Origin of the sequence: Rheinheimera sp. MM224 (genome assembly GCF_947090785.1) — a bacterium.
Lineage (GTDB): Bacteria > Pseudomonadota > Gammaproteobacteria > Enterobacterales > Alteromonadaceae > Pararheinheimera.
Map to the genome: position 1 here is coordinate 2,239,751 of NZ_OX352320.1, position 11,043 is coordinate 2,250,793.

Below are 11,043 nucleotides of genomic sequence, written 5' to 3' on the forward strand. Positions count from 1 at the left end.
TCGGTTACACAAGCAGCAATTCCAGGTCCGGTGCGTCTTGGTCTGCTAATGAATCAAACTATGTTGTTTCTCCTTTGCTGCTCGAAAGTGAAAAACAATGTTCGGCTAAACCGTTTTTTTGGGGTAGTTTTCGAATATGCCGCAGCAAATAAATCCATCTGTAGTGCGGATTGCACTGGTGGATGACGATACAGGTTTTCAAACTGCGGTAGCAGAGGCACTCAAGCTGGCATCAGACATGTTATTGGTGTCGGTCGGCGGCACACTTGCCGCTGGTTTGAAATTACTCAAATCGCCGCCCGTCGATATACTCATCGTAGATTTAGGCTTACCTGACGGTTCAGGTATCACTCTGGTGCAGCAGGCTTATCAACAATGGCCGACCTGCAATATTATGGTCAGTACGACCTTTGCTGATGAGTCCAATGTGATGAAATCGCTGGAGGCAGGTGCGACTGGTTATTTATTAAAAGACAGCAGCCAACAAAATTTAATCAATGAAATACGTAGTTTATACTCAGGCGGCAGCCCCATTAGTCCGTTGATTGCCCGTAAAATCCTGATGAGGTTTCGGCCAGACCCAAAGCTGGTCAAAGCAGCTCCCCCAACAGAGGAAAGCTGTGTTACGCTTTCAGCGCGTGAACAGGAAGTGCTGGAACTTATTACGAAAGGTTTTACCTCCAATGAAATTGCGACACTGATTTCAGTCTCACACCATACTGTGCTTACTTTTGTCAGACGTATTTACGCCAAGCTGAAAGTAAACTCTAAAACCGAAGCTATATACGAAGCCCGTATTCAGGGATTGTTGGACAAATAGCGCTGCTGTTTCAATCGATTTAGGGGAAATTACTCTGTATTTATCTGAGCCAAAACATGCATAACCCTTTTCGCTTTGCTGAACAATCAATACTGCAGCAGCAACTTACTCTGGTGATGGGGCATTTTCGCAGCACATTGGTGATTATTCCTATTTGTTTGTTGATCTGGTGGAATCTGTCGAATGAGGCGAATACGCCTTATATGCACTGGTGGGCCGCAGCAGCCATTTCGTCAAACCTGCTACTGCAACTTTATAGCTGGTATTATCTGAGGCAGGAGTCTCTGAGCACAAACACCAGACGTATTGCCTTGATTTATAGTTTACTGCATCTGCTTGACGGTGCTATGTGGGGGCTGGTGACCTGGTTGGTGCTGGGGAATGTCAGTGCTGTTCAAGGCATTTTACTGATGGCCGTTTTTGCCGGTATGTTGGGCGGCAGTCTGGCAACATTATCGCCTGTCCCTCTGTTTTATCTCGCATTTTCTCTGCCACAGGTAGTGGGTATGACCTCTAAGCTCTGGAGTATGGAGGACGTCAGTTACCGCTCATTGTGCATTGCTGTGTTGTTGTATTTTGTTGCTCTGCTGGGGCAGCTATTCAACAGCACCAAAACGACGTTGTCAGCCATTAACATGAAGTTTGAACTGGCCAGTAGCAATGCAAAATTGCGCGACATTGAAAAATCTCAAACCCTTGAACAAGAACGACAACGCCTGATGCAGGAGATGCATGACGGTTTGGGCTCCTCTTTGGTCAGCGCGTTACGTGTGGTTGAGAATGGTAAGATGCAGTCAGGTGAATTAGCTGCGGTGCTGAAGGATTGCATCGACGATCTGAAGCTGGCTATTGACTCGATCGAGCCAGTTGATGATGATTTATTATTGCTGCTGGCCACGTTGAGGTTTCGTCTGGGATCACGGCTTGAAAACACCGGTATTCGTCTTCACTGGAAAGTGTCAAAGATCCCACCATTGGACTGGCTCGACCCCAGAAGTTCGTTACACGTTTTACGTATTTTGCAGGAAGCGTTCACCAATATTATTAAGCATACCAAGGCAACTGAAGTGACTCTGACGACCAGCGAGGTTGAGGATTTTGTGATGGTAAAAATTACAGATAATGGTAGCGGATTTGAGTTGAATGAAGCGCTGCACAATGGAGGTCGGGGCCTGGCCAGTCAACTGCACAGGGCTCAGGCTATTGGTGCCGAAGTGAGTTGGTTATCAGATCCCCATCAGACATCAGTGATGCTCAAATTACCGATCAAGCAAAAGGCTTTTCCCGGATAAATAAAACCTGTGGACAAACTGCATTAGAACCGGACCTTTGTGCTGATTTTTCGCTGTAAAATTTCTTTATTTTCCGCTGTTTATCTTTAGTTTGCCAGCTATGCTAATAACGTGTTGGCCTTATTCTGTTCAAGTTGCTTGTAATCTGTTTGTACACTGTTGCTAATTTTTAGTTTTTATCGTATTTTTCATTTTTAGACAGTGGTGCATGATTCTGGTCAAAACTGTTCTGAAGCTTTGTGTGTATAATAATCAGAAATTAGTAAAAAATATTTAAGTAAATCCTATATTTAGTCGGTTAACTAAGCCAGACATCCAGTAGTGGTTCAAAAAGCCTGTACGGGCGACATAATTTAAGTTGATGAGGTGTATCCTATGACCAGTTTGATGAATTCAGTTGACCAACGCACCAATATTGTTGGTCAAAATCGCCTCGAACTTCTAATGTTTCGTCTGCATGGGCCTCAGCCTTATGGCATTAATGTGTTCAAAGTACGTGAAGTGATTCGTTGTCCTGAACTCAGCGAACTGCCAGGCGCCAACCCTAATGTACGTGGTATAGCGCATTTACGCGGCGTGCCAGTTACAGTCATCGATTTAAGTCAGGCCACTGGCGGTAAACCTATTTCCGACTTATCCAATGCCTTTATTCTGGTGACTGAATACAACCGTAATACCCAGGGCTTTTTAGTCGGCGGCGTCGACCGTATTGTCAACGTGAACTGGGAGCAAATTTTACCTCCGCCTCATGGGGCAGGTCGTACGCATTATTTAACGGCTGTGACTGAAGTTGATAAAAAACTGGTGCAAATTATTGATGTAGAGAAAGTATTCTCTGAAATTTCTCCTGTTGATGAAACGGTCAGTGAGTCGGTGAAAGAAAAAGCCAAAAACGCTGACTTCAAAGATTTAACCGTATTAGTGGCTGATGACTCAGCTGTTGCCCGTAATCAGGTCAAACGAGCCTTGTCTACCATAGGTATTAATGTGGAGACTGTGAATGATGGTCGTCTGGCACTAAACTGGCTGGAAGCTAAAGCGCAGGAGTTGGGTGGTGATATCTCTGGCAAAGTACCACTGATTATTTCTGATATCGAAATGCCGGAAATGGATGGCTACACCTTAACAGCTGAAGTGAAAGCCAATGAACATTTACGTAATGTGCATATCATTCTGCACTCCTCCTTAAGTGGTGTCTTTAACGAAGCCATGGTGAAAAAAGTAGGTGCCGATCAGTTTATTGCCAAGTTTCACCCTGATGAACTGGTGTCTGCTGTACAACAGTGGATGAACAGTTAGTTACTCAGACTTGTTACAGCTTTACCTACTTCAGTTTTCTGTCTATTATAACAGTCATTAAGTGGTTAATGACTGTTATATCATGCAAGAATCCATTGATTTACTTCTGAGACAGTGGGGAACTTTAATCCAGAGTTGCCGGGCTGAACGCGAAAGCCAAAGTCAGTTCGCCAAACGTCTGGGCGTGGGCCGTTCCACTGTCTCTGCATTGGAGAATGGCAGTGCTCAGGTGGCTGTAGGTACCTATCTGCAGGCTATGCTGGTGCTGGGACTGGCAGGCTCTTTTGCCGACTGGTTAAGTCAGCAGGAGCAGGAACAGCAAAGGCAACGTTTTCGGCATTCGGCACTGAGGCTGGATAATGATTTCTGATCCACTTAAACCCCGTTGTTATGTGTTTGTTGAAGGCCTGCAAGCTGAAGCTGTGATCTGTGCTGTATTTGAGCTCGATCTGGCTTCAGGCACAGGCTACTTCCGTTACGGTAAATCCTGGTTAGAACGCCCTGATGCTTTCCCGCTGGACCCATTGCATTTGCCTTTGTCTGAGCAGGAATTTATTTGTCGTCTGCCAAAAGCCGTTTTTGGTGTCTTGTCTGATGCAGCCCCTGATAGCTGGGGTCGTAAACTGATGTTGTCACTGCACAGCACTAAACCTCAACATGAAGTCGATTTTTTGCTGGCTGGTAGCGGTGAAGGAGTAGGCGCCTTAGCCTTTAGTTTGTCGCGGCATCAAGCGAAAAAGAAAATAGCTAAAAACCAATTTGCTGATTTACAAAGCCTGATCCAAAGTAAAAATGATGTACTGACCCACAACAGCTTAAGCGCAGAAGCGAAAAAATCGCTGGAATACGGCATTAGCATGGGCGGCGCCCGGCCCAAATCTTCGGTGCAGGATCGCGATGCTTTGTATCTGGTTAAATTTAACAAAGTCGATGACTTAGTGAATATGGCCAGAGTTGAACACGCCACTTTAACCCTGGCACAGCAGTTTGGAATTCGGGTGGCAAAAAGCAAGGTGGTACAAACTGGCTTTGAGGATGTTCTGTTGATCGAGCGTTTTGATCGCAGTGCCAGTCAAATCCACTCTCATTTTATCAGCGCTGAATCGTTGTTCTCGGAACAGAAGGTATCTGAGCTGAGCTTAAAAAGCAGTTATGGTTATCCGGCTTTGGCTGAAATTTTACGCCAGTACAGTAGTGAGCCTTCAGACAGTGAGGAACTGTTTCGGCGTATGCTGTTTAATCTACTGATAGGCAATACGGACGATCATGGGCGCAACCACGCTTTATTGCTGGATTTGACCAGCAAAAACTGGCGTTTGTCACCTGCCTACGACATGCTGCCAGTGAATAATTCGCGCCAGCATGCAATGGGGCTTGGAGACTTTGGCCGTGTCGGCTCAGTGGAAAATGCCTTAAGCCAATGCAGCCGTTTTGGTGTAAAACCAAATAAAGCCAGGCAGATAGTGGCAGAGGCAGAGCAAGTGGTTTTGAGCTGGCCGCAGCATTTTAGCAAGGCTGGTGTTTCAATGGCCGACATTGAAGTGCTAAAAGCTATGATCCCACACTGATTGAGCTGCTGCAGTAGTGCAATTTTCTGTTAGAATCGCCTCACTTCAGCTCAGGCATCTTTTGCAAAAAAACTGAGCTTATGTTTTAACTCAATGGATTTTGAATGATTAATTATTTTCGCATTTTGGGCGTGAAAGCCAGCGCCAATGAAGACGAGATTAAAAAAGCCTACAAGCGTTTATCCAACAAATACCACCCGGATAAGCTGCTGAATTTAACTGAAGATGAAAAAGAGCAGGCTGGCGCACAATTACAACGGGTAAAAGAAGCCTATGATGTATTGTCTGATGCCAAAAAACGCGCGGCTTTTATTAAAGATTTTAATAATGTGATAGTGCCGGACCCGACCGCAGCGATGAAAGAGCTGTGGGATAGTTATTACCCGTCCGTAAAAGGTTAAAACTCATGAGCAAAACATTCGACAAAAACCGTTTAGAAGCGTTAAAAACTGACGCTTACGAAAATATAGAGTCTTATAACGATCCGGATACGCCAAAAGCGCTGGAAAAATTTACCAGCCAAATCAAAAGCATTTTACAGGCCGATCCGAAGATGTTGCATTCAGTGCCTGAATATTTGCCTGTGGCTTTATTTGGTCGCGTTAAATTTACCCCTGAAGCCAACCTGAAATGGTCTGCGTGGCTTGCTAAAAACACTATGCCGGTATGGGATGAGTTTAAGACGTCTGTGGCTTTTAATAATGCCGATTTACCGCTGGTCAAAACCATTCGTGAATTTAACGAAGATTTACTGATCGAAAGCTGTGCTGTGCTTTTTATGCTGAATAATCATATAGCAGCAGCGCCAGGTCCACGTAATACAGATGACGACGAAGACGATGATTCAGATGAGTCCTCGTTCCGCAATGACGCTGATGATGATTACGAAGGCAATGATGACGAAGAAGAAGGCTACGATAACCAATACGATGAAATCACCTTTAACCGGGAAGGTCGCTGATGAATAGTCTGATTGAAATTGCCGTTGCGGAAATTAAAGAACTCGCCATTGTTGAGCCGAAACAGGCCAGCAAAAAGTTTGAGCTGATGGCCAACACCATGTCGGACGCTCAACTGGTTGAAGTGATTGAAAACATTGATATTGTGACTCTGACCCAAATTAACAGTCAGCACGATATTTCGTTCCCTTCGATTATTTCTGAGTTGATGACACCGGAAAAAATCCGCGACATCGTCTGCCAGCAGCCCTTGTACTGGGAAGAGAAAATCAAAAACAATGCTGAAGATTTAAAACAGCATACCTTTGATTTTTTAACTTATCTTATTCGTACTCAGGACAGTGAAACCAAGCAGGCTGAAATTCTCGAAGCCATAGCTGAAGATCCAGCTGGTTTATTTTATTTGTCTATTCCTTTTATCGAGCTGTACCGCGGCGAAGTGATTGAAGATGAAGACGAAGTGCATGATTTATTGCACGAGGAAGAAGAAGATTTAGAAGAAGCCATCAGCTACACCGAACGCCATCTGAACGAAGAAGTGCATGGCTTGGGTTACGATGACCCACGCAGCTTATTGGCACTGATCCGCCAGTTAACACCGCAGGTTGAGCAAGCGATTAAAAATCTGGTGCGTAACGAAAACTCCGGCTGGGAACATATTATTAATAAGTTTGCCGCTGAGCTTGTGATGCAAGCTAAAGAGAAAAACCAGTCCACAGACGAATACGCCGAAGTGGACGATATGTTTAGTTTCCTCGATTAAGCTTTAGGCCAGTAAAGGATCAGTTATGCAGTTAGTGGTGCGGGATGCCAATCAGGGGCCTTTTTTAACTAAGGTGCTGAATTACGCCAAAGCAGAGCAAAAACTCTCGGAAGCGCAGCTGGAGCAAGTCAAAAGCAAAGCTGTGCTAATGAGCCTGAAGTTTGCTGACAAGTTTTACAACAAATACAAAATGCATCTGTTAGAACAAGCTGCCCACGATATTATTGGTGTAGCGAGTTTGGGCCTGGCAGAACTCTCAGATCATGATTTGGACAAGGCCCTGGCCTTGCTGATAAGCCCCGAAGGTATAGTTAAACCTTTTCAAAAAGGTTGGAGTATGTTGTCGCAAGTCAGCTTACTGACGCCTAATCGCAAATCGTTGTACGGTGAAGTGGAAGAGCAGTTGCTGCAGGATATCGCTAGTCCACCCGACATTGAAGAGTGGCAAGGTGTGGCAGTATATCAGCAGGCGCTGCGTGAATCACGTCGTCGTCAGGCCATCAGTGTGGTGAAACAAACTTATTTCTACCATACCCAGCTTGATCCGTTCGAGCACTTCAACCTTGAAGATATGTTGGCTGAAGTAGTGCTGTATCGTCTTTGCACTAAAGGCGGCAAGGTGAAACAGGATTTAAAGCAACGGTTACGCGATATCGATTTAGCCGATGAATGGTTTGACGTAACCTTTATTAAAGCTCATACCGATCAAGTGCTTAGCTTATTACCTGCTGGTTTTTCAGAGGCTGTGACTGTGGAGCTGGGTGAAAACTTTCATGCAGCTTTAGTTCGCACTTTGCAGTTTGCCAAAGGCTATAAAAAGCTGTTGGCAGAGAATGCTTCACCAGAGCGCCGTGACGCTTATGAGCATAAGCAGGGCATGCTAAACCCTCTTTTAGGCTGGCCTCAATATATCGAAATGTAATCCCCGTCGTACTTGAAGCCGCAGTAACGGGCGGGTACAAGACCCGCCCCTACGATTTTGGGCACTGCTGCTGTACTGCTTTCCACCAGATCACATGACGTCTTAACTCTGCTTTTAATTCAGTATTAGGGACCTCGAAGCGTTGCGAAATAGGTTGCGCCAAGGCTGTGCCCTGATAAAGCTGTAGCAGCAGTGGATACAACTGCTGATAAGTGCCATCCACCTGCGCCAGATACACCTGCACTTTACCGATAAAATACTGCAGTAAAATGGTATTCAGAATCTCTGCTTTGTCTGAGCTTTTACCGGCAGGGCACTGGGCTTTTAAATCAAGCTGTTCTAACTGCTGATTTAAGCTTTGCAGCCAGTTTTGGCTAAAGCGTAAGCTTTGTTGTAACTGGCTTAGCGTATTGGCCTTGTATAAAGCTTCCAAAGCCTGTTCGGGATTGGTGCTACTTGCCTGCTGCCAGTTCTGCTGAACAATACTTTTTTGCAGCGCAAGCAAGGAATGTAAGGCTTGCATAGTTTCAGCCACGCCTGCGACTGAATTGGGTTCTGACAAGTTACGATAGGGGTGCAGTTGTTGACGCAAAGTCTCATCCTGCTGCAAAAAATTTTGCCAATGTTTATCGATAAGCGCTGCTTTGTCAGAGGCAATGGCAGCCAATTTTTGTTGTAAATCGGGCGCAATATCCGGATGGGTTAAACAAGGTTGCACCTGCTTTAAAAACGCCAGTTCGTACTTTAAACGCTGACTTGGCGCCATGACCTTACCCAGGCTGCTATTACGTTCACCCAGCAATAAATCCAGGCCACAAGCCCGGGTAGCCACTAACTCGACCAAACTAATGCTGCTCTCTGTGATATCGGCTCTGGTCGTTGTGATGGAGGGAAGTGGCTGTAAATCCAGCGGCGCTGGGTCTTGTAGTTCCAGCGCCAAAGTGCGACTAAGCCTGCTGGTATAGTCGTCCATGAGGGATAGGGCTGGATCGCTGCAGCCAGTTAACACAAAAACAACAGCAACCAGGCTCAATACTTTAGTGAAAGGTCGTTGCCTGTTGCTGCTGTAAAATTTTGCCATCTTCTAATCGCCTGATTTGGTTTTTCAGAATAAGCGCCAACATCACAGCAGCGCAGGATAAACCGACAATAATACCAATCCAGAAGCCATGAGCGCCCATCTTGGGCAAAATCCAGTCGGTTAAACCTAATACAGTGCCCAAACCAAAACCGATCGGCCAATAGGCAACAAAGGTGATAAAAAAGATAGGTTTGGTGTGTTTTAAGCCCCGTAAGGCACAAGCGGACACCACCTGTATCGCATCTGAAATCTGATAAAAGCACGCCAGTACTAAAATAGAGGTCGCCACAGCCAATACTGCAGGATCGGTAGAGTAGAGTGATGCCACTAAAAAACGACCGAAATAAGTGACCAGCGCTATGCCCACAGCCATCATCATCGCCAGTTGCACAGCGGTTGATACGGCTTTTTTCAGCTCCTGTACATCGTTACTGCCGACCAGATGACCGACCCGTATCGTAGTTGCCATACCCATACTCATAGGCAACATAAAGACCAAGGCGCTGTAGTTATTAGCAATTTGATGACCGGCCACCACTATAGGGCCTAAATGCACAATCATCAGCGGGATAGAAGAGAACAAAGTCACTTCAAAAAATAGCGAAAAGGCGATAGGCGTACCTATAGCGATGATATGCCATAAATCTTTGCTATTGGGTTTCAGGTTGTCAGGCTTTTTCATATAAAGCGCTGTGCTACGGCTTCTGAAGGCGTAAATGGTGATGGCAATAAACATCGCCAGAAAGACTAAAGACGTCGCCACACCACAACCTGCGCCGCCTAAAGCGGGCATACCCAACTTGCCATAAATAAACACATAGTTGGCCGGAATATTCACCAAAATACCGACAAAGGCTATCCACATGGTGGCTTTGGTATTGCCTATGCCTTCAAACAGGTTACGGAAGATCATATAACCAGCAGCCGGATAAACTCCGTAGCTGACATACACCAGATAATCGACTGCTTTCTCTCGCAGGTTCTCTTCCATCGACAAATACTGCAGCGGCAGATGAATAAACTGCATAGCTATTACTATGACTGTCGCCAGCACCATCGCCAGATAAAAACCTTGCAACGCATTATGCGGAATAGCCTTATGGTTTTTCGCACCATAAAGCTGAGAAATAATAGGAGTCAGTGCCAGCAATAACCCCTGCAAGGTCAGAATAATGGGCAACCAAATGGCAGAAGCGACAGCAATAGCCGCCATATCCAGCGCGCTGACACGACCTGCCATAATAGTATCAATAACAAACATCATGGTTTGGGTCAGTTGAGCCAGCATAATAGGGCCGGATAACTTCAGAATGGTTTTTGCTTCAAAGCGGGAAAAAGGTAACATAACAACTCTTGTCAGACAGGCGAAAAAACGCCGTAAAGATAGCACAGCAGAGGTTTTATGTTTACAGGAATAGTGCAGGCAAAAGTTAAAGTCAGTGAAATCAGCGACCAAGAGCAGTTTCGTCGCCTAACTCTTGAAGTGCCGGTGCAGTTACTGCAAAACCTGGAGCGGGGCGCCAGTATCTCCATTAATGGCACTTGTTTAACGGCCACCGAATTCAGTCTGACTGAACCTTTAGGTTGGGTTAGCTTTGATGTGATTGACGAAACCTTAGTCAAAACTAACTTAGGTGCTTTAACTAGTGGCTCATTAGTGAACTTCGAGCGCTCTTTAACTTTTGGCCGTGAAATTGGTGGGCATTTGGTTTCTGGCCATGTGCATGGTACTGCGACTATTTTAGCTGTCACCCAAACTGGTGCGAACTGGCGGGTGGATATAGAGCTAAAGTCAGAGTTCAAACCTTATGTGCTCAGCAAAGGTTTTATCAGTATTGATGGCATCAGCCTGACAGTAGGTGAAGTGACAGCAAACAGCTTTAGCCTGCATTTAATACCTGAAACCCTGGAAGTCACCACTTTAGGCCAACGCAAAGCGGGTGACAGGGTCAATATCGAACTGGATCAGCAAACCGTGACCATAGTGGATACGGTAGAGCGTGTTCTCGCAGCAAAGTCTTTGTAGGGGATGGGTTTATCCCATCCCGCTGATGATGAGGTAAATCTTAGTAATACTGCTCATCTTCAGCGTCGATAAACACCTGCACTTTGTTATGCAGCTCATCTTTATGGGTTTGCACATGGATTGGGTTGCAGCAATTGCTGCAATCTTCAATATCGTCCTGATCTTCGCCGCTGATATCCAACGTAATATGAGTGGGATGGCCACAGAAAGGGCAAAGAATAGTTTTATGCAGTAAGTCCATAGATCCTCCGTTTGCCAATGCCTGTTGCAGCAAGCGCTGGCGACTGAATATCCGCGGGTCCTTCCGTTATTG

13 protein-coding genes are annotated in these 11,043 nt (G+C 45.5%); 10 read left to right on the forward strand and 3 right to left on the reverse strand.

Annotation, left to right across the window (positions count from 1 at the left end):
• The first annotated feature begins 136 nt into the window (after positions 1 to 136).
• The 9 genes from OM978_RS10550 (at position 137) to atcC (ending at position 7,623) form a co-directional block, all read left to right on the forward strand.
• Positions 137 to 820, forward strand: a complete 684-nt coding sequence (locus OM978_RS10550) for a response regulator (protein WP_264346846.1) — start codon at positions 137 to 139, stop codon at positions 818 to 820.
• A gap of 56 nt (positions 821 to 876) precedes the next feature.
• Positions 877 to 2,112 (forward strand): sensor histidine kinase, encoded by a 1,236-nt coding sequence (locus OM978_RS10555; RefSeq protein WP_264346847.1) that lies wholly within the window; start codon positions 877 to 879, stop codon positions 2,110 to 2,112.
• A 375-nt stretch (positions 2,113 to 2,487) separates the two neighbouring features.
• A complete protein-coding gene (locus OM978_RS10560; protein WP_264346848.1) occupies positions 2,488 to 3,411 on the forward strand; it encodes a chemotaxis protein CheV in 924 nt (307 codons plus the stop codon).
• An 82-nt stretch (positions 3,412 to 3,493) separates the two neighbouring features.
• Positions 3,494 to 3,781 (forward strand): helix-turn-helix domain-containing protein, encoded by a 288-nt coding sequence (locus OM978_RS10565; protein WP_264346849.1) that lies wholly within the window; start codon positions 3,494 to 3,496, stop codon positions 3,779 to 3,781.
• A complete protein-coding gene (locus OM978_RS10570) occupies positions 3,771 to 4,979 on the forward strand; it encodes a type II toxin-antitoxin system HipA family toxin (RefSeq protein WP_264346850.1) in 1,209 nt (402 codons plus the stop codon). The genes OM978_RS10565 and OM978_RS10570 overlap by 11 nt, the downstream gene beginning before the upstream one ends.
• A 104-nt stretch (positions 4,980 to 5,083) precedes the next feature.
• Entirely contained in the window at positions 5,084 to 5,380 is a 297-nt protein-coding gene (locus tag OM978_RS10575) for a J domain-containing protein (RefSeq protein ID WP_264346851.1), read from the forward strand.
• A gap of 5 nt (positions 5,381 to 5,385) precedes the next feature.
• A complete protein-coding gene (gene atcA / locus OM978_RS10580; RefSeq protein ID WP_264346852.1) occupies positions 5,386 to 5,940 on the forward strand; it encodes a cold adaptation protein AtcA in 555 nt (184 codons plus the stop codon).
• The gene (gene atcB / locus OM978_RS10585) at positions 5,940 to 6,701 is read left to right on the forward strand and encodes a cold adaptation protein AtcB (protein WP_233007060.1); all 762 of its coding nucleotides are present in this window, start codon (positions 5,940 to 5,942) and stop codon (positions 6,699 to 6,701) included. Before atcA ends, atcB begins: the two co-directional genes overlap by 1 nt.
• A 25-nt stretch (positions 6,702 to 6,726) precedes the next feature.
• Complete coding sequence (gene atcC, locus OM978_RS10590) at positions 6,727 to 7,623, forward strand: cold adaptation protein AtcC (protein WP_264346853.1); 897 nt, start codon at positions 6,727 to 6,729, stop codon at positions 7,621 to 7,623.
• Positions 7,624 to 7,672: 49 nt separating this feature from the next.
• Here atcC and OM978_RS10595 read toward each other — a convergent pair whose 3' ends face one another.
• Entirely contained in the window at positions 7,673 to 8,704 is a 1,032-nt protein-coding gene (locus OM978_RS10595) for a DUF3080 domain-containing protein (RefSeq protein WP_264346854.1), read from the reverse strand.
• A complete protein-coding gene (locus OM978_RS10600) occupies positions 8,661 to 10,049 on the reverse strand; it encodes an MATE family efflux transporter (protein ID WP_264346855.1) in 1,389 nt (462 codons plus the stop codon). Before OM978_RS10600 ends, OM978_RS10595 begins: the two co-directional genes overlap by 44 nt.
• Positions 10,050 to 10,106: 57 nt before the next feature.
• On the opposite strand from OM978_RS10600, the gene OM978_RS10605 reads away from it, so the two are divergent.
• A complete protein-coding gene (locus OM978_RS10605) occupies positions 10,107 to 10,730 on the forward strand; it encodes a riboflavin synthase subunit alpha (RefSeq protein WP_264346856.1) in 624 nt (207 codons plus the stop codon).
• Positions 10,731 to 10,770: 40 nt separating this feature from the next.
• On the opposite strand, the gene OM978_RS10610 is transcribed toward OM978_RS10605, so the two are convergent.
• On the reverse strand, positions 10,771 to 10,971 hold the full coding sequence (locus OM978_RS10610; RefSeq protein WP_008898703.1) for a CPXCG motif-containing cysteine-rich protein: 201 nt from the start codon (positions 10,969 to 10,971) through the stop codon (positions 10,771 to 10,773).
• Positions 10,972 to 11,043: the final 72 nt, after the last annotated feature.

Coding starts and splice junctions, on each gene's coding strand:
- OM978_RS10555 (WP_264346847.1), top strand. CDS start 877: ATGCATAACCCTTTTCGCTTTGCTGAACAATCAATACTGCAGCAGCAA.
- OM978_RS10570 (WP_264346850.1), top strand. CDS start 3,771: ATGATTTCTGATCCACTTAAACCCCGTTGTTATGTGTTTGTTGAAGGC.
- OM978_RS10560 (WP_264346848.1), top strand. CDS start 2,488: ATGACCAGTTTGATGAATTCAGTTGACCAACGCACCAATATTGTTGGT.
- atcA (WP_264346852.1), top strand. CDS start 5,386: ATGAGCAAAACATTCGACAAAAACCGTTTAGAAGCGTTAAAAACTGAC.
- OM978_RS10600 (WP_264346855.1), bottom strand. CDS start 10,049: ATGTTACCTTTTTCCCGCTTTGAAGCAAAAACCATTCTGAAGTTATCC.
- OM978_RS10565 (WP_264346849.1), top strand. CDS start 3,494: ATGCAAGAATCCATTGATTTACTTCTGAGACAGTGGGGAACTTTAATC.
- atcC (WP_264346853.1), top strand. CDS start 6,727: ATGCAGTTAGTGGTGCGGGATGCCAATCAGGGGCCTTTTTTAACTAAG.
- OM978_RS10610 (WP_008898703.1), bottom strand. CDS start 10,971: ATGGACTTACTGCATAAAACTATTCTTTGCCCTTTCTGTGGCCATCCC.
- OM978_RS10550 (WP_264346846.1), top strand. CDS start 137: ATGCCGCAGCAAATAAATCCATCTGTAGTGCGGATTGCACTGGTGGAT.
- OM978_RS10605 (WP_264346856.1), top strand. CDS start 10,107: ATGTTTACAGGAATAGTGCAGGCAAAAGTTAAAGTCAGTGAAATCAGC.
- atcB (WP_233007060.1), top strand. CDS start 5,940: ATGAATAGTCTGATTGAAATTGCCGTTGCGGAAATTAAAGAACTCGCC.
- OM978_RS10595 (WP_264346854.1), bottom strand. CDS start 8,704: ATGGCAAAATTTTACAGCAGCAACAGGCAACGACCTTTCACTAAAGTA.
- OM978_RS10575 (WP_264346851.1), top strand. CDS start 5,084: ATGATTAATTATTTTCGCATTTTGGGCGTGAAAGCCAGCGCCAATGAA.